17 protein-coding genes are annotated in these 22,320 nt (G+C 69.4%); 10 read left to right on the plus strand and 7 right to left on the minus strand.

Annotation, left to right across the window (positions count from 1 at the left end):
* Positions 1–103 precede the first annotated feature (103 nt).
* From menC to ACIBSV_RS07010, 3 genes are all read right to left on the minus strand, one after another.
* Positions 104–1,213, minus strand: a complete 1,110-nt coding sequence (menC, locus tag ACIBSV_RS07000; protein WP_395860053.1) for an o-succinylbenzoate synthase — start codon at positions 1,211–1,213, stop codon at positions 104–106.
* A 24-nt stretch (positions 1,214–1,237) separates the two neighbouring features.
* Positions 1,238–2,023 carry a GNAT family N-acetyltransferase gene (locus ACIBSV_RS07005; RefSeq protein ID WP_395860055.1) on the minus strand — a complete coding sequence of 262 codons (786 nt, stop codon included), beginning with the start codon at positions 2,021–2,023 and terminating at the stop codon, positions 1,238–1,240.
* 290 nt (positions 2,024–2,313) lie between these two features.
* Complete coding sequence (locus tag ACIBSV_RS07010) at positions 2,314–3,336, minus strand: dipeptidase (protein WP_395860057.1); 1,023 nt, start codon at positions 3,334–3,336, stop codon at positions 2,314–2,316.
* An 800-nt stretch (positions 3,337–4,136) separates the two neighbouring features.
* Here ACIBSV_RS07010 and ACIBSV_RS07015 point away from each other — a divergent pair.
* From ACIBSV_RS07015 to ACIBSV_RS07035, 5 genes are all read left to right on the plus strand, one after another.
* Positions 4,137–5,141 carry an ABC transporter permease gene (locus ACIBSV_RS07015; RefSeq protein ID WP_395860059.1) on the plus strand — a complete coding sequence of 335 codons (1,005 nt, stop codon included), beginning with the start codon at positions 4,137–4,139 and terminating at the stop codon, positions 5,139–5,141.
* A gap of 70 nt (positions 5,142–5,211) precedes the next feature.
* Positions 5,212–6,987: an ABC transporter substrate-binding protein gene (locus ACIBSV_RS07020; protein WP_395860061.1), complete on the plus strand. Its 1,776-nt coding sequence runs from the start codon at positions 5,212–5,214 to the stop codon at positions 6,985–6,987.
* A gap of 109 nt (positions 6,988–7,096) precedes the next feature.
* Positions 7,097–8,095, plus strand: a complete 999-nt coding sequence (locus ACIBSV_RS07025; protein WP_395860063.1) for an ABC transporter permease — start codon at positions 7,097–7,099, stop codon at positions 8,093–8,095.
* Positions 8,092–9,198: an ABC transporter ATP-binding protein gene (locus tag ACIBSV_RS07030; protein WP_395860065.1), complete on the plus strand. Its 1,107-nt coding sequence runs from the start codon at positions 8,092–8,094 to the stop codon at positions 9,196–9,198. The genes ACIBSV_RS07025 and ACIBSV_RS07030 overlap by 4 nt, the downstream gene beginning before the upstream one ends.
* Positions 9,195–10,400, plus strand: a complete 1,206-nt coding sequence (locus tag ACIBSV_RS07035) for an ABC transporter ATP-binding protein (RefSeq protein WP_395860067.1) — start codon at positions 9,195–9,197, stop codon at positions 10,398–10,400. Before ACIBSV_RS07030 ends, ACIBSV_RS07035 begins: the two co-directional genes overlap by 4 nt.
* A 105-nt stretch (positions 10,401–10,505) precedes the next feature.
* Here ACIBSV_RS07035 and ACIBSV_RS07040 read toward each other — a convergent pair whose 3' ends face one another.
* Entirely contained in the window at positions 10,506–11,621 is a 1,116-nt protein-coding gene (locus ACIBSV_RS07040; protein ID WP_395860070.1) for a serine hydrolase domain-containing protein, read from the minus strand.
* A gap of 265 nt (positions 11,622–11,886) precedes the next feature.
* On the opposite strand from ACIBSV_RS07040, the gene ACIBSV_RS07045 reads away from it, so the two are divergent.
* The 3 genes from ACIBSV_RS07045 (at position 11,887) to ACIBSV_RS07055 (ending at position 14,926) form a co-directional block, all read left to right on the plus strand.
* Entirely contained in the window at positions 11,887–13,500 is a 1,614-nt protein-coding gene (locus ACIBSV_RS07045; protein WP_395860072.1) for a PucR family transcriptional regulator, read from the plus strand.
* 224 nt (positions 13,501–13,724) lie between these two features.
* The gene (locus tag ACIBSV_RS07050) at positions 13,725–14,129 is read left to right on the plus strand and encodes a hypothetical protein (RefSeq protein ID WP_331769941.1); all 405 of its coding nucleotides are present in this window, start codon (positions 13,725–13,727) and stop codon (positions 14,127–14,129) included.
* 338 nt (positions 14,130–14,467) lie between these two features.
* Complete coding sequence (locus ACIBSV_RS07055; protein WP_395860075.1) at positions 14,468–14,926, plus strand: DUF3237 domain-containing protein; 459 nt, start codon at positions 14,468–14,470, stop codon at positions 14,924–14,926.
* Positions 14,927–15,429: 503 nt separating this feature from the next.
* On the opposite strand, the gene ACIBSV_RS07060 is transcribed toward ACIBSV_RS07055, so the two are convergent.
* Positions 15,430–15,636 carry a DUF6229 family protein gene (locus tag ACIBSV_RS07060; protein WP_395860077.1) on the minus strand — a complete coding sequence of 69 codons (207 nt, stop codon included), beginning with the start codon at positions 15,634–15,636 and terminating at the stop codon, positions 15,430–15,432.
* A gap of 681 nt (positions 15,637–16,317) precedes the next feature.
* Between ACIBSV_RS07060 and ACIBSV_RS07065 the strand changes: the two genes are divergently transcribed.
* Together ACIBSV_RS07065 and ACIBSV_RS07070 are read left to right on the plus strand one after the other, a co-directional pair.
* On the plus strand, positions 16,318–16,584 hold the full coding sequence (locus tag ACIBSV_RS07065; RefSeq protein ID WP_395860078.1) for a hypothetical protein: 267 nt from the start codon (positions 16,318–16,320) through the stop codon (positions 16,582–16,584).
* A gap of 130 nt (positions 16,585–16,714) precedes the next feature.
* The gene (locus ACIBSV_RS07070; protein ID WP_395860080.1) at positions 16,715–17,773 is read left to right on the plus strand and encodes a hypothetical protein; all 1,059 of its coding nucleotides are present in this window, start codon (positions 16,715–16,717) and stop codon (positions 17,771–17,773) included.
* Positions 17,774–18,098: 325 nt separating this feature from the next.
* On the opposite strand, the gene ACIBSV_RS07075 is transcribed toward ACIBSV_RS07070, so the two are convergent.
* Both ACIBSV_RS07075 and ACIBSV_RS07080 read right to left on the minus strand, forming a co-directional pair.
* Positions 18,099–20,420 (minus strand): collagenase, encoded by a 2,322-nt coding sequence (locus ACIBSV_RS07075; protein ID WP_395860082.1) that lies wholly within the window; start codon positions 20,418–20,420, stop codon positions 18,099–18,101.
* Between the two features lie 745 nt (positions 20,421–21,165).
* Positions 21,166–22,185: a zinc-binding alcohol dehydrogenase family protein gene (locus ACIBSV_RS07080; protein WP_395860084.1), complete on the minus strand. Its 1,020-nt coding sequence runs from the start codon at positions 22,183–22,185 to the stop codon at positions 21,166–21,168.
* Between the last annotated feature and the right edge of the window lie 135 nt (positions 22,186–22,320).

Genomic DNA, 22,320 nt, shown 5'->3' on the forward strand with positions numbered 1-22,320 from the left:
GAGGCACAGCGGCACGGGCCCTGTCCGAATACCCGGGCAGGGCCCTCGGCGCGCTCGGCGCCCAACCCCGGAACCCGGATTTCCCGGGCGGTCGTCCCGGTTGTCACATCGATATCCATTCGCTGGACGTGGTTACCTCGTCGAGGACGTCGGAGCGGGGCTCGACACCGAGGCCGGGGCCGGTGGGGACCTCGAGGTGTCCGTCGGACAGGACGAACGGCTTCGTGATGTCGGTGGCGAAGTACCGGCTGGAGCCGGAAGTGTCACCCGGGAGGGTGAAGCCGGGCAGCGCGGCCAGAGCCACGTTGGCGGCGCGGCCGATGCCGGTCTCCAGCATCCCGCCGCACCAGACGGGGATGCCATGGGCGCGGGCGAGATCGTGGATGCGACGGGCTTCGAGATATCCGCCGACCCGGCCCGGCTTGATGTTGATCACGGAGCAGGCGCCGAGGGAGATGGCCGCCGCCGCGTGGGCGGCGGACTTGATGGATTCGTCCAGGCAGATCGGGGTGCGCAGCCGCTTGGCCAGTGCGGCGTGCTGGACCATGTCGTCGTTGGCCAGGGGCTGTTCGATCAGTTGCAGTCCGAAGTCGTCGAGCCCGCCGAGATGTTGGGCATCCGACAGCGTGTAGGCGGCGTTGGCGTCGACCTGCAGGAGCAGATCGTCACCGAAGCGTTCGCGCACGGCACGCACGGGGCCCAGGTCCCAGCCGGGCTCGATCTTCAGCTTGATCCGGACGTAGCCCTCGGCGATGTACCTCTCCACGGCGTCCAGGAGTTCGGGCACGGAGTCCATGATCCCGACCGAGACACCGCACGGGACCCGGTCCCGAGCGGCACCCAGGTAGGAGCCGAAGGACTGGTCGGCATCGCGGAGTTGGGCGTCCAGCACCGCTGTCTCCAGCGCGGACTTCGCCATCCGGTGGCCGGTGAAGGGCTCCAGGACTCGTCCCACCTCGTGCACGTCCAAGCCGTCCTTCGGCAAGGCGGGGATGAGGAACCTGCGCAGGACGTGCCGGGCGCTGTCGACGTACTCGGAGGAATAGCGCGGCTCGGACATGGCCCCGCACTCGGCCCAACCCTCGTGGTCGGTGGTGACCACGCGGACCAGCAGCACATCGCGGGTGGTCTCCACACCGAAGGAGGTACGGAAGGGGGCAACGAGCGGCATCGCGATCCGGCGCAGCTCGACGCCGGAAATCTTCGTCTTCATGACTGGTGGCTCCTCTGCGGGTGGTCACATGTGGGTTGTGCCGCGTTTGTGGGTCGTGGGTCGTTGGACCACGTAGCGGCGGCGTTCGTGGAAGCCGACGACACGGGCGCCTTCGGCGAGCAGGCCGCCCAGGGTTTCTCGTACGGCCAGTCGCCAGGCACGGGCAGCGCCGGGATCCGTGCGGCGCAGGGCTTCGATGTCGTCGGGGAGGTCGATGAGTACGGTCTCGGCGTCGGTCGCGGCGGTCTCCGGGCGGCCTTCGCGGTTGCGGACGCGGTGGGCGGCGCCGGCGGGCGGTTCGATCATCCGGGGCGGGGAGGGCGCGGTGAGGTCCCAGGCGACCAGGACCCGGTCGGACTCGTCGCCGCCGTTGATGGTGTCGTGCATCGTGCCGTAGAAGGACGTCAGGTACTCTTCCGGCCGGGCGCCCAGTTTGGTCAGGTTGAAGTAGGCGTTGCGGCGGATGAGCGGGTCGTAGGTCCAGGTGATGCGCCTGAGTCGATGGGCAAGCGCCCACTGCCGCTGGTGCATCTTGAGGGCAAGGCCCACGCCGCGCCCGACCACGGCGCCGGTGATGTGCGAGTGCAGGCTGGTGCCTATGGGTTCGCCGAAGAAGGCGACCGACGCCCCCACCAGACGGCCGTCCTCGTATGCTCCGGCCACGTAGTTGCCGGCGTGGGAGAGCGCCCGCATGACCTCGGCGGAGATGGGTGAGGCGCCGGGTCGGGACCCCCAGATGTCGGCATAGAGGAGGCTGACGGCGTCGAGGTCCTCCATCATGTGCAGTTCTCGGATTGTGGATCCGTTCATCGCGGTGCTCCGACTGGGTGGGCCAGGGGCCGGGCGCGGGCCGGCATGGTGGCGGTGATGACAGGGTTCGTGGTCGGTGTGCGTGGCATCGCCGGCCGCGCCGAGGCCGGCGAGCGTGGAACACCCCACCCCGGCGGGGTGGTTGCCGTCGGGGGTTGCCCGGACAGCCGTCCGCCGCGGCGGACCGGGGCCGAGCCGTGCGGCCGAGTGGTATTCCGGACCCGACGCGGGCAGCGCTGCTCCCCGGGGGGTGACCGGGCACGCCGGGCGCGATGGGAACCGATCGGGCGTCAGCCCATGTGCTCGCTCATCAGCCGCCGCACGTTCCCGCCCAGGATCTTCAGGATGTGCTCCTCGGGCATGCCTCGGCGCACCATCGCCGCGGTGACCAGGGGCATGTCGGCCGGGCCCTCCAGGTCGGGGAAGTCGAAGAGGGGGTCCTCGTCGTCGGCGTCCTCGCAGCAGGGCGGGGTGAGGTCCGCGATCACCTCGCGGAGGAAGTCCGCTCCGAGGCCGACGTGATCGATGCCGGCCACGGAGACGACGTGGTCGATGTGGTCGACGACCCGGTCGACGCTCACCTTCGCCGCGTCGTCGGTGAGGAAGCCCGGGACGAAGTTCACACACACCACTCCCCCGGTGCCGGCCACTCCACGGATCTGGTCGTCGGTGAGGTTGCGGTGGTGATCCCGCAGGGCGCGGGCGCAGGAATGGGTGGCGATCACCGGGCGGGTGGCCAACTCCAGGACATGGCCCACGCCACTGGATCCCAGATGGGAGATGTCGAACAGCATGCCCAGACGTTCCATTTCCCGCAGCGCCCGGACGCCGGAGGAAGTCAGCCGACTGCCGGTGGCCTCCTCCCGGCTGCCGTCGGCGAGCGGGGTGCGCCCCCAGTGGGCGATCGAAGCGATACGCACACCGAGCCGGAAGAGGGTGGAGAACAGTTCGACGGAGGCGTCGACGCCCGGTGCGCTCTCCAGGGCGAGAACGAGCGCGATCTTGTGGTCGGCGAGAGCCCTGTCGATGTCCGCGCCGCTCACGCACAGGGCAACGTGTTCGGCGTTGGCCTCGGCGAGGACACGACCGCACTCGATCATGCGCAGCGTTTGCCGCAATGCCCCCTCCGGTTGGAACCGTTCGTCGATGAACACCGGCAGGACCTGGATGTCGATCCCGCCCTCGCGCAACTGCGGCAGCCATCGGTCCCGGAAGAACCCGCCCCAGTGCTGCGGGGGGCGGGCGGCAACGGCCATGAGGAGGTCGTTGTGGGCATCGGCGACGACCGCGCGGTGGTGCAGGTCCAAGGACACGGCGGGTCCTTTCGCGTGGGAGGGAGCACGTGGCCGGAAGTGGAGCCGCGTGCGGAGGGATTCGGGTGTACTCGTGCCGACGTGCGCTTCCCATGAGGTGCCCGTGGCGCATGACGGCGGCGGCATCGCACGCCTCCCACACGACGTGGGGATGTGCGACGGGATCAGCGTGATCAGGAGTTTCGGTGCGCGGGTGATGGCGATGCGCCGACGCCGGCCGCCGCAGAGTTCGCCGAGGGAGCCGGCGCCGTGCCCGCACTCGGCGCCCGCGTGAAGCGGTCCCACCGTGGTCGACAGATCTCCAACGCCATGGTGTTCCGCAGGAAGTGGATACCGACCTGCCGACGAAGGAGCCGTCGATGGCGGTGAGGTCCAGAATTCCGGCCGAGCGGAGTCCACGACTTTAGCCAGTCGTACAAAGCATCAGAGAAATCTCTGGTCGGATACCGCATGAACCCGGCCAGTCCAGGGGCCACGCTGTCCGCATGCACAATCCAGCAAGGATGCGGCGGGCACCCCCGGCGGCCGTACCCAACGCAGCGGCGGTGGGCCGGCACTCCGGTCTCGTGGCCGAGCTCTTGTGAGCGGTGTGGTGGTCCGGCGCCCACCACACGTCCATCCGGGCCCGATCTCCCGGTCCGGCTGGATCAGAACTCCAACTCCTCGGCCTGTCGGTGCGGCGCCGATGCGTTGAGGACTTCCACAGCAGGGGCGTCCGCCCTTGTCGCCGACGAAGTGATGACGCCGCCACAGCGGCACATACGTTCCGGCCGGCGCCGGTTGAGAGGGGTCCCTGTCAGATGACGGCACCATTGCACGAGCCGATCGCGGAAGCGGCCCCGAGCGCGGCCGGGGAAGCGACGACGGTCGGCGACACCAAGCCTGTACAAGGCCGTTCGCTGGGGCGGATCGCCTGGGAACGGCTCAAGCGCGACCGGTTGGCTCTGACGGGCGGCGCCGTCATCCTCGCGCTCGTCGTGATCGCGCTGTTCGCGCCCGTGATCTCGGACCTCGTCGGGCAGGATCCGAACGCCTACCACGAGGAGGAGATCGACGCGCTGTTCGGCACCCCCAAGGGGGCGCTGGGCGGCATCAGCGGCGAGCACCTGTTGGGTGTCGAGCCGGTCAACGGCCGGGACATCTTCGCCCGGATCCTCCATGGTGCCCGGATCTCGCTGCTCGTCGGCTTCCTGTCGGCCCTGGTGGCGGTCGTGCTGGGGACGATCCTCGGCATTCTGGCGGGCTTCTTCGGCGGTTGGGTGGACGCCGCCATCAGCCGCGTCATGGACGGTCTGCTCGCCTTTCCGCAATTGCTGTTCATCATCGCGCTGGTCTCGGTCATGCCGAGTGACATGCTGGGCATGACCGGTTCCAGCGTCCGCGTCTTCGTGATGATCCTGGTCATCGGCTTCTTCGGCTGGCCCTACATCGGGCGCGTGGTGCGCGGCCAGACGCTTTCGCTGCGCGAACGTGAATACGTCGAAGCCGCCCGCTCGTTGGGCGCCGGGCGCTTCTACATCCTGTACAAGGAACTGCTGCCCAACCTCGTCGCCCCGATCGTCGTGTACACGACGATGATGATTCCCACGAACATCCTGACCGAGGCCGCGCTCAGCTTCCTGGGCGTGGGCGTCAAGCCGCCCACCGCCTCGTGGGGACAGATGCTCTCGAACGCGATCGACTACTACGACTCGGATCCGATGTACATGATCGTTCCGGGCGTGGCCATCTTCATCACCGTCCTTGCCTTCAACCTCTTCGGCGACGGCGTGCGCGACGCGCTCGACCCCAAGGGCTCCCGCTGAACCGCCCAATGCGAGGCGACCCGCGGCACTTCACACGGGGTTTCTCATCAAATCCGGAGGATCCGAGATCGTGACTACCCAACGCACCTCAGGGCGGCGCAAGCAGGCACTGGCCGCTGCGGCCGTGGTCGCAGGACTGCTGACCACCGCGGCGTGCGGCGGCGGCAGCGGCGACAAAACGAGCGCGGCCGGCTACGACGCCGCCAACAACAAGGTCCTGAACGCCGGTTCCACCAAGGGCGGCACCCTGAAGTTCGCCGCCGCCCAGGACGGCGACTCGTGGGACACCACACGCAGCTACTACGGCTTCGCCTGGAACTTCATGCGGTACTACAGCCGCCAGTTGGTCACTTACAAGACCGAGCCGGGCAAGGCGGGCGCGGCGCTGCAACCCGACCTCGCCACCGACATGGGCAAGGTCTCCGCCGACGGCAGGACCTACACGTTCGGCCTGCGCGACGGGATCACCTGGGAGGACGGCAAACCGATCACCTCCCAGGACGTCAAGTACGGCATCGAGCGCCAGTGGGCGCAGGACGTGCTGTCGGGCGGCCCGGTCTACCTCAAGGACATCCTCGATCCCGACGGCGAGTACCACGGCCCCTACCAGGACGAGTCCGCCGACAAGCTGGGCCTGAAGGCGATCGAGACACCCGACGACAAGACGATCGTCTTCCGTCTGCCGCAGGCCAACAGCGACTTCCCCCAGATGCTCGCGATGCCGTCGGCCTCCCCGGTACGCCGGGACAAGGACACCAGGTCCAAGTACGGCCTGAGTCCGTTCTCCAGCGGTCCCTACCGGTTCGACTCGTACGATCCGGGCAAGGGCCTGGAACTGGTCCGCAACACGCAGTGGAAGCAAGCCTCGGACCCGGTCCGCAAGGCCTACCCGGACACCATCAGCGTCAAGTTCTTCTCCAACGCGAATGACCTGGACCAGCGACTGATCGCCGGCGACTACGACTTGGACCTCAACCAGTCCGGCCTGTCGCCGCAGGGCCGCCAGACCGCGCTGAAGCAGCACAAGGGCAACCTGGACAATCCGATCTCCGGCTACGTCCGCTACGCGGCCTTCCCGAAGAACGTGAAGCCCTTCGACAACGAACACTGCCGCAAGGCGGTCATCCACGGCGCCGACCACCTGTCCCTGCAGACCGCGCGCGGTGGCCCCGTCGCGGGCGGGGACATCGGAACCAACATGCTGCCGGCGTCGGTTCCGGGTACCGAGGGCCAGACGTACGACCCGTTCGGGACAGCCGGCGCCGACAAGAGCGGAAACATCGCCAAGGCCAAGGAGGAACTGGCCGCCTGCGGCAAGCCGAACGGCTTCGGCACCACCATCGCCGTCCGCAACAACAGACCGGTCGAGGTGGCCACCGCCCAGTCCCTGCAGGCGTCGTTGAAGAGGATCGGCATCGACGCGCAGATCGACCAGTACGACGGCTCGCAGACCTCCGGCATCGTCGGCAGCCCCACCAACGTGGAGAAGAACGGCTACGGGATCATCATCGACGGCTGGGCCGCGGACTTCCCGTCCGTCCAGGGCTTCGGTCGGCCGCTGTGGGACAGCAAGTACATCCTGCAGAGCGGCAACGTCAACTACGCCCTGATCGAGGACAAGGCGATCGACGACCTCTTCGACGCCTATGCCAAGGAGCCCGACGAGGCCGCCAAGGTCCGGATCGCCAAAGAGATCAACCACAAGGTCATGGAGGGCGCGTACTACCTGCCCTTCACCCACGAGAAGTATCTGAACTGGCGCTCCGGCCGGCTCACCAACGTCTACATGACCGACGCGTACAACGGCTACGACTTCGTCAGCCTCGGCCTGAAGCCCTCGAAGTGAACTCCGGTACACCCGCCGAACGGCACGAAAGGCAGGTGAAGGCCGGCGCGGCGTGACCGCGGGCCGCCGGAAGCCCCGGCGGCCCGCGATCCGCGGCAGGCCGTTAGCTGTGCTCACTTACCTCATCAGGCGGCTGTTCGCCGCCGCAGTGATGCTGGTGGTCATCATCATGGTGGTCTTCGGCATCTTCTTCCTCGTCCCCAAATGGGTGGGCGTCGACATCGCCGCGAGCTTCGTGGGCAAGCAGGCCGACCCCGCAGCCGTCGAGGCCGTGCGGGAGAAGCTCGGTCTGAGCGACCCCATCCACCTCCAGGCATGGGAGTTCTTCAAGGGCATCTTCACGGGCCGCACCTACGCGACCGGCGGCGATGTCGTGCACTGCTCAGCGCCGTGCTTCGGCTACTCGTTCAAGAGCGAACAGGCCGTCTGGCCGGTGTTGACCGACCGCTTCCCGGTGACCCTGGGGCTCGCGCTGGGCGCCGCCGTGCTGTGGCTGGCCTTCGGTGTCGCGGCCGGGGTGCTCTCCGCGCTCAAGCGCGGCACCCTGTGGGACCGCGGCGCGATGGTCGTCGCCCTCGCGGGCGTGTCCCTCCCCATCTACTTCACCGGCATGCTCTCCCTGGCGACCTTCGCGTTCGGGCTGAAGTGGTTCGACGCGCAGTACGTACCGCTCGCGGAGAGCCCGGGCGGCTGGTTCGGCGGCATGATCCTGCCGTGGATCACCCTCGCCTTCCTGTATGCGGCGATGTACGCGCGCATCACCCGCGCCACGATGATGGAAGTGCTGGGCGAGGACTACATCCGTACCGCGCGCGCCAAGGGCCTGCGGGAGCGGACCGTCATCGGAAAGCACGCCATGCGCTCCACGATGACGCCGATCCTCACCATGCTGGGCATGGACCTCGGCGCCCTCATCGGCGGCGCGATCCTCACCGAGTCGACGTTCAATCTGCCCGGCCTGGGCCAGGCCGTGCTGAACGCCATCAGGAACCAGGACCTGCCCGTCATTCTGGGCGTCGTCCTGATCACCTCCCTCTCGGTGCTCCTGGCCAACCTCGTGGTGGACGTCCTGTACGCCGTGATCGACCCCAGAGTGAGGCTCACATGACCGAAATCGGCGAGCGGCTCCACCGGAGCAGGGTCGCGGGCGGGCCCGCCGCCGCCTCGCCCGCCCCGAGTGCGTTCCTGGAAGTGCGTGACCTGAAGGTGCACTTCCCCACCGACGACGGCCTGGTCAAGTCCGTCGACGGGCTGAGCTTCCGCCTGGAGCGGGGCAGAACCCTCGGTATCGTCGGCGAGTCGGGCTCCGGCAAGTCGGTGACCTCGCTCGGCATCATGGGCCTGCACACCACCGGCCGGTACGGCAGGCGCAAGGCGCGGATCTCCGGCGAGATCTGGCTGGACGGCACCGAGTTGTTGTCGGCCGGACCCGACCACGTGCGCAGGCTGCGGGGCCGCGAGATGGCGATGATCTTCCAGGATCCGCTGTCCGCGCTGCACCCGTACTACACGATCGGCCAACAGATCGTCGAGGCGTACCGGATCCACCACGACGTCGACAAGAAGACCGCCCGCAGGCGGGCGGTCGAAATGCTCGACCGGGTGGGCATCCCGCAGCCGGACAAGCGGGTGGACAACTATCCGCACGAGTTCTCCGGCGGCATGCGCCAGCGCGCGATGATCGCGATGTCTTTGGTGAACAACCCCGAACTGCTCATCGCGGACGAGCCCACCACCGCCCTCGACGTCACCGTCCAGGCGCAGATCCTCGACCTCATCCGGGACCTGCAGAAGGAGTTCGGCTCCGCGGTCATCGTCATCACCCACGATCTGGGCGTCGTCGCCGAACTCGCCGACGACATCCTGGTGATGTACGGCGGCCGCTGCGTCGAGCGAGGCCCGGCGGAGCAGGTGTTCCACGAGCCCCGGCACCCCTACACCTGGGGCCTGCTCGGCTCGATGCCGCGCCTGGACCGCGAGCAGCAGGCGCGGCTGATCCCGGTCAAGGGCTCCCCGCCGTCCCTGATCAACCTCCCGTCCGGCTGCGCATTCAACCCGCGTTGCCCGTACGCGGACGTGCCGAAGGGGGACGTCACCCGCACGGTCCGCCCCGAGTTGACCGAGGTCGGCAACAGGCACTGGGCCGCCTGCCACATGACTCCGGAGCAGCGGGAGCGGATCTGGATCGAAGAGATTGCGCCGAGGTTGTGAGCGAGAACGCGGAGGAGAGCGCAGTGAGCATCCCTGCACATGGCGACGGCGGGCAGGCCGGTGATCTCGGCCCGGCCGTGACCGGCGGCGCGGCCACCCTCGTCCAGGACGCCGCGCCCGGCGAGATCCTGCTGAGGGTGACCGGGCTGCGGAAGCACTTCCCGATCCGCAAGGGCCTCTTCCAGCGCCGGGTCGGCGCGGTGCGCGCGGTCGACGGCATCGACTTCGAGGTGCGCTCGGGCGAGACCCTCGGCGTCGTGGGCGAGTCGGGCTGCGGCAAGTCGACGATGGGCCGGCTGATCACCCGGCTGCTGGAACCGACCGCGGGGACGATCGAGTTCGAGGGCAGGGACATCACCCACCTCGGTGTGGGTGGCATGCGCCCGATGCGCCGCGACGTGCAGATGATCTTCCAGGACCCGTACTCGTCGCTGAATCCGCGGCACACCACCGGGACGATCATCGGCGCCCCCTTCCGGCTCCAGGGCGTCGAACCCGAGGGCGGCATCAAGAAGGAGGTACAGCGACTGCTGTCGGTGGTCGGCCTCAGCCCCGAGCACTACAACCGCTACCCGAACGAGTTCTCCGGCGGGCAGCGGCAGCGCATCGGTATCGCCCGCGCACTCGCCCTCCGGCCGAAGCTGGTGGTGGCGGACGAGCCGGTGTCCGCGTTGGACGTCTCGATCCAGGCCCAGGTCGTCAACCTCATGGACGACCTGCAACGGGAACTGGGCCTGACCTACGTGATCATCGCGCACGATCTGTCCGTCGTCCGGCACGTCTCGGACCGGATCGCGGTGATGTACCTCGGCAAGATCGTCGAACTCGCGGATCGGGACCTGCTCTACAAGGCGCCGATGCACCCGTACACCAAGGCGCTCATGTCGGCCGTCCCGATCCCGGACCCGCGGCGCAGACACGCCGCGAGCGAGCGCCTCCTGCTCGAGGGCGACGTGCCCTCGCCGATCGCCCCACCCAGTGGCTGCCGCTTTCACACCCGGTGCTGGAAGGCGACGCGGATCTGTACGACCGGCGAGCCGCCTCTCCAGGAGCTGCGGCTCGGTCAGCGGGTGGCCTGCCACCACCCGGAGAACTTCGCCGACCAGGCCCCGCAGGACACCGTCCTGCTGTCGGCCGCGCAGCGGACCACGAAGCCGGCCGCACCCGGCGGGCACGGTGCCGCGGGTACGGCCGGAAGGTGAGGACCGGCCGGTTCCCGTGCGATGGCACGGGAACCGGCCGGTCGTCGGTCCGGGCGGCTCGTCCGAATTCGAGCCGCCCGGATTCGATGGTCACCGTCAGTGGAGTCAGCGGAGGTCGCGCATGAGCTTGCCCATGATGGAGTCCACCTTGTCCGAGTCGAACTTCTCCGAGCCGATCAGCAGGGTCACCGCCCGTCGGCCGTCGTCGGTGACGGCGTTCCTGAACTTGTGGCCGCTGGCCACGCTGCCGCTGTGTCCCCAGACGACCAGACCCGGAGCGGGCTCGTGGCGCTCGATTCCCAGGCCGTAGCGCTCGCCCGGGAAGTCGTCGGGAACGGTCTTCTTCATTTCGGCCAGTTGGGCCGGAGCCAGCAGTTTCCCGCTCAACAGGGCGGTCCAGAAGGCGGTGGTGTCCGCACCGTCGGAGATCAGCGCGCCCGACGCGTCGGCCTCCGAGGTGTTCCATTCCGTCAGGTCCACCAGAGTGGATCCGCGCTCCCCGTAGCCACGCAGGTCCGGCTTGGGGATCGTGGTGCGATCGCCGGGCCATGAGGTCTCGCACAGACCGAGACGCTTGATGATGCGTTCCTTGATCTCGGTGCCGATGCCGCGGCCGGTGACCTTGGTGACGATCAGGCCGACCAGGTTGTAGTTGGTGTTGGAGTAGGCGAAGCCGTCCGCCGTCCGGTCGGGCCTGGGCAGACCGAGCGCCTGCCGGACCGTCTGCAAGGGCTCGATGTGATCCCAGCGGTGCTCGTCCTCGTCCTCCCAGAACGGCGCGTCCAGGTAATCGGGCAGGCCACTGGTGTGCTGCAGAAGCTGCCGGATCGTGATGGTGCGCCCGTCGTAGAGCTTGGTGCGGATCAGGCCGGGCAGATAGTCGTCCACGGTGTCGTCGAGACCGATCCTGCCCTCGCCGACGAGCTGAAGCACGACCGTGGCCGTCCAGGTCTTGGTGTTGCTGCCGATCCGGCTGTGCTCGTTGCCGACGGCCTTGCGGCCCGTTCTGAGGTCGGCGAGTCCGACACCGCCGTTCCGGACGCCGCAGTTCGGACTCTTCACCGTCACGCTGATGCCCGAGGCGCCGATACCCTCCAGTGACTTCAGAGCCGTCTGGATGGGCTTGCTGTCACACTGCGCCTTCGCGCTTGCCTGCGTAGGCACCGTCACCAGAGAGGCCGCGCACGCCAAGGCCACGACGACACTCGTCCTGTATCGCATACTTTCTCCTTCTGCAGTACTGATCCGTGGGGCGGAATCGATGGCGCCCGGTGCCGGGACAGACGGCCGCCGTACGAGGGACGGCGGGGGCGGTCGCGGTGGGTTGCGCTGCACGGGGCGGTGGGGGGTACGGTCGCCGGGGGTGGCCGCCGCACGTTTGCTGGATTGTGCATGCGGACAGCGTGGCGTCTGGACCGGCCGGGTACATGCGGTACCCGTCCAGAGATTCCCGGAATGTTTTGTGCGACTGGCTAAAGAGGTGAGGATGCTCGGTACCGGGGTTCCCGATCTCGGACAAGTCCTGGAAGTGTTGGGCTCGTCGCTGCTGCGGCCGTTGACCGTACCGCCGGAAAGCCTGGTGCCGGTCTCGGGCGTCCTCATCTTCGAACGGCGAGCCCCGCTTCCACTTCCCCCGGTCCGGGACGCGATCCTGCTCGCCGTCGGAGTGGGGATGGTCGAAGCGCAGGCGATGGAGTTGGTCGCCTCGGCGGCCGAGGCCGGGTACGCCTGTCTGGTGGTGAAGAGTTTCGGCGAGCCGGTCACCCAACTCGTGGAAGCCGCCCGGAAATCCGGCATCGTGCTGCTTGCCGCGGACGAGGCCGTGGCCTGGCACCATTTGGATGCCATGATCTCCTCGGCTCTCACCCCGACGGTGCGCTTCGGGCAGGCCGCGGGTGCCCCGGCCGTCGGCGATCTGTTCGCGCTGGCCAACGCGATCGCGGGGATGGTGGGCGGAGCCACCGTGATCGAGGATCCGCACCGGCGCATCCTCGCCTACTCGACGTTGCCCGGCCAGGCCGTCGACGAGGGCCGTCGCCAGGGCATCCTCGGCCTCCAGGTGCCGGAGGGCCCGGAGTACGACGAGCAGTACCGGGTGCTCACCCGGGTCGAGCGCACCTGTCGGTTCGCCGCCGTCGCCGGGGGTCTTCCTCGTCTCGGTGTCGCGGTCCGCGTGGGAAACGAGGTGTTGGGTTCGATCTGGGTCGTCAATGCCGGGGAACAGTTGGACTCCGTTGCCGAACAGGCCCTTTCCGATGTCGCGGACAACGTCGCGCTGCACCTGCTCGCGGCCCGGACCACGGAATCCGCCGTCCGGCGCAGGTACGCCGACCTGTTGCGACGGCTGCTCGCCGACCCGAGCAGCGTCACCGCGGTGGCGCCACAGCTCGGCCTGGACCCGAACCTGCCCGTCGCGGTGGCCGCATTCGCCGTCGCCTCGGTCGATGCCGAGGATGTACTCACGGCACACGCGGCCACCCGGCTCGCCGACTTGGTGAGCCTGCACTGCGAGGCGCGCTACGGCAGGCACGGCTGCGCGTTGATCGACGCGACGGTCTATGCGCTGCTGCCGGGCGGGCCTTCGCCGGACGCGCACCGGGAACTCGTCGCCTATATCGCGCGGCGGGCCCACAGCGCGCTCCGCGTGCCCGTTCGGGCCGGTCTCGGCTCGATCGTCGAGGGGCTGCGCTCGATCGTGAGCTCACGCGCCGACGCGGATCTCGTCCTGCGTGCGCTCTCCGAGCGGCCGGGTGATCCGGAGCCGTGCCAGGTGGCCACGATCGACGAGGTGTGGGCGGGCGCGACGCTGTCCGCACTGGCCCAGATGCTGGCCACGCACGAGGTGCTCCCCCGCGGACTGGGTCCGGCGGTCCGCGCCCACGACGTCGAGCACGGCACCACCTATGCGCCCACGATCCTCGCCTACCTGGACGCCAACGGCGATGTCGCCGCCGCCTCCCATCGGCTGTCCGTGCACCCGAACACGATCCGCTACCGCCTTTCCCGCGCCGGCGAAATCTTCGGTTTCGATCTCGCCGACCCGGACGAACGCCTGGTGTTGTGGCTGCGGTTGCGCCTCGGCGACCAACTCGGCTGGTGAACGGTCGCCATCACCGGGCCTGCTTCACGACCGGGTCGCGGGGGCGACCCGGTCGCCGGACACGCGGTGGTGGCGGTGCCGGGGTCGGGTATCGCGTTCGTTTCGGTTCCCTCTCATCCGAAAGGCGCGAGGGCACCCGCACTTTCTGGATAGTGGCGTTTTCCGGCCACTGAGAACATCCTTTTCGAGCCGTCGTGATCAAGGTACGGCCGGAAAGAGGTCCCATGAAGCACAAGCGCAAGCTCGTCGTCGGCCTGGGTGCGATCACCATGAGCCTGGGCATGATCGCGGGCGCCGGATCGGCGAACGCGGGGACGAACAACACCGATTACGTGTATACGGGCAGCACCGCCACCGGCAAGGTGTGGTTCGATCACGACGGCGACTGGTTCTACGCCCAGGACCTGGCCACGGACAGCCACGGGGTGGCCGTCCAGTACCGGATCAACGACTCCTACGCCTATCCGCTGCTGGTCAACAACGGCGGCAAAGGCAGCGTCAAGGCCTTCAACAAGGATTTCCCCGAAGGTGCCACGGTCTGGTTCCGAGCCTGCCTGACCGAGGACAACGTCGCCTGGGACTGTGACTCCATGGCTTGGTCCGAAAGTGCGGTAAAGGCCAAGGCCTGATCCGACCCGACGCACAGATTCGGCCGAAACGGCTCGCCGGAAGACCCACTCCCAGCGGGCCGTTTCGCTGCGCCCGCGCGACGAGCGACGATGACTTTTCTCGTCCGCCGTCCGCGGAATGTCCAATTCTCGCTCGCAGTCCTGCACGAGACTGCGACGTCGGCGGTGCCGGCCACGCCAAATACGGCCCTGGCGCACCATTTCCCGCTGCCGTCGGGGAACTTGCTCACCACCGCCCGGCACAGCGCCTCTCCTTCCGCCGCGCTCCGGCAACCTCGACAGTGCGCCAGACCCGCGGTGGCCTCGTTGGCCTGCCTGCCCCAGGGCGAGGAACCCTCATGACCTTCACCCCCGCCCTCGAGTTCGCCTTCGAGATCCGCGCCCACGTCGCCGAGACGCTGCACATCGGCAATGGCGACGGCGAGAGAACCGAGTTCACCCCGATCGTCGGCGGCACGGTCGCCGGCCCCTGGTTCACCGGCACCGTGCTGGCCGGCGGCGACTGGAGCAACACGCGCGGCGAAGTCTGCGAACTGGAGGCGCGCTACCTGATCCGCGCGGACGACGGCGCGGTCGTCGACATCGTCAACCGCGGCTACTACCACCCCGCACCGGAGAGCCCCGACCAGTACGACGGCGACCTCCGGGTCACCGAGAAGGGCCACTACTACCGCACCTCGCCGATCTTCCGCACCGACGCCCCGGCCCACCGCCGCCTCACCGAGACCGTGTTCGTCGGCCTGGCCCGCCCGGACGGGGACGACGTGGTGGTGATCAGGATGTACGCGGTGGGCTAGACCCTGCCCGAGGTGGCGTCCGCGACCCGCTACGGCTCACCGGCCCCGCGTGCTGCGGGGCCTGGCGTTCGACGCGCGCGGTCCGGCACGGCCGCACGGGCCTCACGCGGCCCGGAGGACGCGTGGGACGGGTGGCCTGCCCGATGTGGCCGGCCACCCGGGTCGGCTCGGGAACCGATCCGTTTCGTCGTGCTCGCATACGACCGCGAGCGGGCGTTCGCCGCCCCGAAGACACACCTGCTCGCCGGCGTCTCCACAATGTCGCCGTGCCCCTCCCCATGCCCCGAGCCGGCGGCACTCGCGGCCCCGAGGCACTCCGGTCGCGGCGGCGCGCACGGTGACGGGCGCGTCCGAGCCGCGTACGGTCGGCGGAACCCGGCAGGACACCGCGATGCCGAACACCTCGCAGACCGTCCGACCCGGCCCCACATATCGCGAATCCTCACGTGCCGGCCCGCTCGTCCCGAGCCGTACCCGTCACGCCGCGAATCGACGCGGATTCCTCAACAACACATGCGGGTGCGGGAGACCGAGCACACGGTGCCGCAGGTCTGGGCGGCGACGTCGATCTCGGTCAGTCCTCGCTCGGTCGCCGACCCTCCGACATAGAGGGAACCGGCCGGGTTCTCCATACCTCGGGGTGATCCGGCGCCCGCGCGCCAGGCGGCGACGATCTCGTCGACGGGGATGCTGTGCGATGTCGTACGCATGGCGACACCTCTCGTCTTCCCTGGATGCCCGGACCTCTCGATGCAAAGACCCGGTGGTGCGTGGACGGCTCTCGGCCGCCCCGGTCCGGAGCGCAAGGTGCGGAACCCACACCGTATCGCCGCGGCACAGCGGAAAACACCCCCGGAGAACGTGCGTTGCGTCAGCGTGCGCCACACCGTCCCCCTCAGCCCGGCCGATACCTCGGCGATCGCCGGCACCGGACCGGATCGCGCCCCCACGCGTCCTGGGCGGAGGTTATCGACGTTGCGCGAGCCGGCGGGCCAACCCACTGCGACTGAGCGGTTGTCGATACGGGTACACGCCCTTGTCCTGTCACCGAAGCGCGTCCGGCACCGACGCGTTCCGGCCCGGTTTCCACATGTAGGGAGAGTGCCGTGACATTCACATCCGAACCTCGACCACCCACACCGCCACCGACGCCGACGCCGACGCATCACGAACCCACCACACCCACCGCGCAATTCGAGACCTGGGGACCCCCGCCCGGGCCGCCCGTCCTCCCTCCACGACACGCCTCACGCACGGCCCGCAGGGATCCGACCCCCTCCCGATCCACCTCCCCCTCACCCCTGACACGTCCCGCCCCCGCGCGCCCGACAGCGACCACGCCGGCGCCCGCGACGACGGGAACGTCCGGCAATCCGTTCGAAGAACCGTCCGTGGACGGCACGCATGAGCCCCCGGACGACGCGTCGCAGACGTTGCTGCGACTGACGGCGACACACCGGCCGATCCCCGACCTCGCTCGCATGATCGCGATCCTGCGAGACTGCCCCGGATCCGCCGCCGACGACGTCCTGCGCGAGGCGGCCATGACACGACCCGTCAGCGACCTCGTACAACTGGCGGAACTCCTGCGCGACCCCGCCCACTCCGCACAAAGCAAGCACCCCACCGCCCAACCCGACCCACCCCACCCGCGATAGGCCGGCGCGGCGGGCGCCGGTGGCCGGGACTGAGCGATTGCGCAAGCGGGTACACGCCCTCGTCCGGCGACCGGGAGCGTGTCCGGTACAGGCGCGGTCCGGCCGTGTTTCCACGCGCAGGGAGAACCCCGTGACCTTCGCACCAGACCCCGAACCATCGACGCCCGCACCGCTGCCCAGGCATCACGAACCCCCCGCGCCGAGCGCCTATTTCGACACCTGGACGCCCCCGCCCGGCGCTCCCCCGCGGCCCGCCTCGCCGCCGACCCGCCCGAGCGGCGCGGCGCCTTCGTGGTCCGCCCCCGCGCCCATGACGCCGCGTTCCGATCCCTTCGCGCACCCGGCACCGGGCAACCCGGTCGAGGAGCCCGACCACGACACGACGGACGACTTGCCGGACAACGCGGCGGAGACGTTGCTGCGCCTCGCGACCACCCATCGCTCCGTCCCCGAGGTCGCACGGATGATCGCCATCCTGGGCGACTGTTCCGGAATGGCCGCCGACGAGGCCCTGCGGGAAGCCGCGATGACACGGCCGGTGAGCGACCTCGTGCTCCTGGCGGACCTGTTGAGCAACCCCACCCACGCCAAGCAGGGCAGGCGCCCGGTCGAAGTAGGCGACCCGCACCGCCCGAACGGGCCCGTCGGCCCGGGGAATGCCGGCGGGTTCCCACCCCTGCCGCCGGCGTTCACCGCCACCGCGTCACCGGCCGGGACACCGTCGACAGCCACCGAGAAGGTCGCGGGGACGGCTCTGCGCTGGGCCACCGCGGTGGGCCTGGCGGTATCCGGACTGGCACTCGGCAGCGCCATCCCCGCCGCGTTCCGCACACCCCCATACGCGGCCGGGTGGTTCGCGCTGTCGGGTCTGGTGTGCCTGTTCCTGGCCGGGGTCACGGCCGTGCGCGCCGGTCGCGGCACACGCCTGGCCGCCTTGGTGGCGGGATGCGTGACGATCGCCACCGCGCTCGTACCGCGACTGGTCGCCGACGCCGGGAGCAGGATCGACGCGTGGGGCCCGATCGCCCTGGGCGCCGGCACACTCACCGCGCTGTGCGCGGCGGCCGTCCTCACCCGGCCCGCCGGCCCGCCCGACACCCGGGGCCCGCGCCGACGGATCGACTTCGAACCGTGGGAGGCCACGATGCTCAAGAACCGCCCCGACAGTACCGCCCGTCTGCTCGGCTGAACCCGAATCGTCGCGGCCCCGGGCCCGCGCGCCGAGGCCGGCCGACGTGCCCACCGATCCCCACCGAAGCGAGGGCCCGCGTTAGGAACGGGAACGGCCTCGACCGCACGCACGCGGTCCGGGGCCGTTCCCGCCGTCCCTTCCACGAGCGACGGTCCTTGCCATCCGGTTGCGGATGGCAAGGACCGTCGTCATGCCTGGGCCGCCCCGATTCCCGGCTGTTCCGCACCGGTCGGGCTCGCCTTGCCGGCCGGATCCCGGTCCGACGGATCTCTGTCCGACAGATCCCGGTTCACCGGGGCACGGTGATGCCCGCCGGACCGGCTCACTTGTACTGCGTGGTGACGTTCACGCCGCCGAAGGTCTGCGCGGCGGCGAGGGTGAAGTAGACCCAGCCGGACGGCGGGGCGGCGATCGTCAGGGTCTCGCCGTTGCCGGCGTTGGTGGACTTCGCCTGGTAGTTGCCGGTGGTGGCCCAGGTGCTGCCGCCGTAGTACAGGTCGGCGTTACCGGTGCCGCCGCTGCTGGTGATGGTCAACTCCTTCGCACCTGCGGGCAGGTACAGGAAGTGGTAGCTGTAGTTGCCGGTGGTGGCCGCGAGATTCTCCCGGCGGCAGTTCTTGTCGAACTGACGGGGGTCGGCGTTGGTGCAGAGCGGGGTGGACGAGACCTCCGGCAGGGGGCCGCAGTCGTCGGTCGCGCAGGTGGTCGTCAGCCAGGTGGCGAAACCTGCGTCATAGCGGGAGCCGATGGTCTGCTTCAGGAAGGTGCGGGCACCGGTCCAGTCGCCCACGCGGTACTTGCCCAGCACGGTCTCGACGTCCGCGGGGTGCGCCTGGAGCATGTAGCGGACGGCCAGGAAGCCCCACCGGTAGACCCGGGCCGAGTTGACGTCGGGGTCCTCGACCTGGTCGTAGACGGTGTCGAACAACTCGCCGAGCGTGTAGGTCTTGTTGCCGGCCACGGCGATGGCGTCGGCGTTGCGCTCGTTGCGGTAGCCGAACGAGACGTTCTCGGCGATGCCCTCGACCCACCAGATGGTCGGCGTGGTCATGCCGGCCTCGAAGTCGCCGTACATGTTGTAGCGGCCGTCGAGGTAGTGGGTGTACTCGTGGTTGAGGTTCCAGATCTCGAAGGACGGACGCAGCCAGTCCGCCTCGTGGGCGATGAAGCGGGCCTGGTTGCCGGCCTGGGTCGGGTTGCCCTCCTCGTATGTGCCGCCGTTGTCGACGTCGACGTTGTAGATGGCCCAGGCGTACAGCGCGTATTGGGTGTAGTCGTCGAACGCGACGACCTCGAGGTTGGTGTTCACGTCACCCGGGATCGCGCCCTTGTCGCCGATCACCCGGTGGAAATAGGCGTCCTGGTTGATCAGGCTGTTGCAGGTGGTGGCCAGTTGCCCGGGGGACATGTCCTGGGCACGGAACTTCAGGTTCGGGTTACAGGAGTGTTGGATCGGCAGGACCACGGGGAGCACCCGGTCGGCGAGGTCACAGATGGCGTACGCCGCACAGTTGTTCCGGTCGAACTCGCGCGTGTACCAGGCCAGGTTCATGGTGAGCGGCGCGGTCGGACCGACGTTCGGGTAGCGGTTGATCAAGTCCTTCAGCAGTGGCCGGACCCGGTCCTTGAGTTCGGGGACGTCGAGGGCGTAGCCGAGGAAGCGGCCGACGTTGCTGACGACGTCCAAGCGGTTCAGCTGGGTGTTGTTGCGGATGATGAAGTCGGACCAGGTGTCGAGGATCGCGGGGTCGGCCTTGAGGGCGGCCCGCCAGCCGCGGCCGTCGTTCTTGGCCTTGAAGCCGTTCTCGACGACCCACTCGACGTGCTCCACGGCAAGGGTCATCCGGCTCGGCCACGTGCCGCCGTAGCCGGCGAGCAGCCACTTGACGACGCCGGCGTACCGGCCGGCCGTGTGGGTGCTGTCGATGAGCGTGACGACCTCGTTGAGGGTCTCGCCGTTGGCGTCGGTGACGTCCTTGCTGCGCGGGGAGGCGAAGAAGGCGTCCAGCGCGCCGCGGGCCGCGGTGTCCAGCGCCGGGCCGTAGTCGCCGACGGCGTCCGCGTTGTTGTCCTGCACGTAGTAGCCGGCGCGCAGGAACATCACCAACTGTCCGATGGAGGTGGTGTTGTTGCCCGGGTACGTCGCGGAGGTGTCGCGCAGCGCGTCGGCGACGGTGACCATCTTGGCTTCGCGGAAGGCCGTCCCCGCGGTCTCCCCGGTGAGGTTGAACAGCGGGTAGGTGCAGGTGACCCCGGGGAGCGCCTTGAGGTGTTGGATCAGCGCCGCGCCCGAGGAGTTGATCACTCCGGACAGGTCGCCGCAATCGTTTGCGGCGGCCGAGAACTGCCCGTCTGTGTTGGCGGGTTCGGCGGTCGGGGCGGCCGGCGTGGCAAGCTCCTCGGCGCCTTCCTGCGAGGAGATCTTGAAGCCGAAACTGTCGGTCCTGGCGTGGGGTGACCTGGGGACCGGGATCGACCGCGGCGCCGGGGCCGCGGCTTTGGCGGCGCTTACCCCGGCCGGGGTCGTGGCGCCGGCGGGGGCGGCCTGGCTCTGCGGCGCGAACAGGCCGAGCGCTATGCAGAAGGCGACGCCGAGCGCAGGGATTCTGCGCGCGTTGGCCTTCGATATCCGGGAGAGACGCATCTGTGGAGGCCTCCGGAGCGTTGTGGCCGCGTACGGGAACGCAGCCTGGCGGTATGCGACATGTAACATGGCACATGTCGCATCGCGCCGGAAGAGCCTGAGGCGGAATGCCGCCCCACCACAACCGAAACATCCGCATATCGCGAGGTCGAGTGGGACGAAGTGCGTCGGGCGACTGGGCACCGGGCGCCGGCAACTCTCCGGTCGAGTGCACGAACGGGCCTACGTACGGGGGGTGTTCCCAAGTGCGGGCCGTTACCGGCAAGTTGCGGCGACGCCCGTGCGGCGGACCGCCCCCGCGCGCCGAACAGCCCTGCGCCCTCGACCCTGGGCGATCGGACCTCGCCCGCCGACGAGCGACCCGGCGGCGGCCCCGGTGAGTGTTCTCATCGCCGGGACCACCCGAGACCGCCGCGCCCATTCGACGCCGACGCGCAGCCACACGCGAGATTCGGTCGGCGGTCGGCGGTCGGCGGTCGGCGGTCGGCGGTCGGCGGTCGGCGGTCGGCGGTCGGCGGTCGAGCGTCAGCCGTTGTCGGTCCCCGGGAGCCCGAGACCCACGAATTCACGATTGCGTTGCCGGCCGCCGAATTCCCGGTCGGGTGGATGGCCCTCGACCCGCATTCAGGCACCGGTGAATCCGTGCGGAGCCGCGGCACAGCGAAGAACCGGGCGGTCCGAATCGCCGCGGACCGGTCCCGGCGCCGTCCGGCGGACGAATGGCGCGGGCCGAAGTCCGGTTCCGTCAGAAGCCGGTGAGGGTGAGCTTGCCGATCGTGCCGCCGGATTCCTGGAGCCGGTGTGCCTCGCGGAGGTTCGCGGCGTTCACCGGACCGAGGTCGCGGGTGGCGGTGGAGACGACGGCGCCCGCGTCGACGAGCCGCGCGACCTCGGTGAGGACACGGTGCTGCTCCTGCTGGTCGGGGGTGGCGAACATCGACCGGGTGAACATGAACTCCCAGTGGAAGGCGATGCTCTTGGCCTTCAGCATGCCCATCGGCAAGGAGTCGAAGTCGTCGACGGCGACGATCGCGCCGAAGGGCTTGAGCACGTCGGCGTAGACAGACAGGTTGCGTTCGGTGCCGGTGGTGCCGAACACGTAGTCCACGCCGTCGGGTGCCGCTTCCGCGAGCTGCGGGGCGAGCGGCTGGTGGTGGTCGACGATGTGGTGGGCCCCCATCCGCCGCGCGAAGTCGGCGGTCTCCGGGCGGGACGCTGTGCCGATGACGGTCAGCCCCGTGCGAGCCCGGGCGAGCTGCGCGACCATCGATCCGACGCCGCCCGCCGCGGCGGTGACCAGCAGGGTGCCGGTGGCGTCCGCGAGTTCCAGGTGGTCGAACAGGCCCTCCCAGGCGGTGAGCGAGGTGAGGGGCAGCGCGGCCGCGTCGGTGAAGGACAGCGCGGTCGGCTTGCGGGCGACCAGGCGTTCGTCCACGGCGTGGAAGCGGGCGTTGGCGCCGGGCCGGTTCAGTGCCCCGGCGTAGAACACCTCGTCGCCGACGGAGAACAGGTGCACCTGCTCGCCGACCGCGACGACCGTGCCGGCCGCGTCCCAGCCGAGCACCCGTGGCTCGCCGCCGGGGTCGGCGTTCTGCCGGATCTTGTAGTCCACGGGGTTGAGCGCCACGGCCTCGACCCGGACGAGCAGGTCGCGCGGTCCGGGGGCGGGTACGGGGAGTTCGAGGTCGAGCAGGCTCTCCGGGTCGTCGGTCGGGAGGCTCTTGCGGTAGGCGACGGCGGGCATCGTCGAAGGGATCGCGTTCATCAGGGGTCCTCGCGTCGAAGTGTGGCTGCGGCCCGGACCGGATTCCCACCGGGCCGAAAACACGGTAGGCGAAGGGAAGTGGTTACCCACAAGGACAACAAGTACCCATCGGATACCATGCAGGCCATGACCACA

The organism is Embleya sp. NPDC050154 (assembly GCF_044460165.1).
Lineage (GTDB): Bacteria > Actinomycetota > Actinomycetes > Streptomycetales > Streptomycetaceae > Embleya.

What these genes read in the sequence shown, in the direction of transcription:
- menC (WP_395860053.1), bottom strand. Translation starts at nt 1,213, where the DNA reads ATGAAGACGAAGATTTCCGGCGTCGAGCTGCGCCGGATCGCGATGCCG.
- ACIBSV_RS07030 (WP_395860065.1), top strand. Translation starts at nt 8,092, where the DNA reads ATGACCGAAATCGGCGAGCGGCTCCACCGGAGCAGGGTCGCGGGCGGG.
- ACIBSV_RS07075 (WP_395860082.1), bottom strand. Translation starts at nt 20,420, where the DNA reads ATGCGTCTCTCCCGGATATCGAAGGCCAACGCGCGCAGAATCCCTGCG.
- ACIBSV_RS07040 (WP_395860070.1), bottom strand. Translation starts at nt 11,621, where the DNA reads ATGCGATACAGGACGAGTGTCGTCGTGGCCTTGGCGTGCGCGGCCTCT.
- ACIBSV_RS07080 (WP_395860084.1), bottom strand. Translation starts at nt 22,185, where the DNA reads ATGAACGCGATCCCTTCGACGATGCCCGCCGTCGCCTACCGCAAGAGC.
- ACIBSV_RS07015 (WP_395860059.1), top strand. Translation starts at nt 4,137, where the DNA reads ATGACGGCACCATTGCACGAGCCGATCGCGGAAGCGGCCCCGAGCGCG.
- ACIBSV_RS07005 (WP_395860055.1), bottom strand. Translation starts at nt 2,023, where the DNA reads ATGAACGGATCCACAATCCGAGAACTGCACATGATGGAGGACCTCGAC.
- ACIBSV_RS07050 (WP_331769941.1), top strand. Translation starts at nt 13,725, where the DNA reads ATGAAGCACAAGCGCAAGCTCGTCGTCGGCCTGGGTGCGATCACCATG.
- ACIBSV_RS07060 (WP_395860077.1), bottom strand. Translation starts at nt 15,636, where the DNA reads ATGCGTACGACATCGCACAGCATCCCCGTCGACGAGATCGTCGCCGCC.
- ACIBSV_RS07055 (WP_395860075.1), top strand. Translation starts at nt 14,468, where the DNA reads ATGACCTTCACCCCCGCCCTCGAGTTCGCCTTCGAGATCCGCGCCCAC.
- ACIBSV_RS07045 (WP_395860072.1), top strand. Translation starts at nt 11,887, where the DNA reads ATGCTCGGTACCGGGGTTCCCGATCTCGGACAAGTCCTGGAAGTGTTG.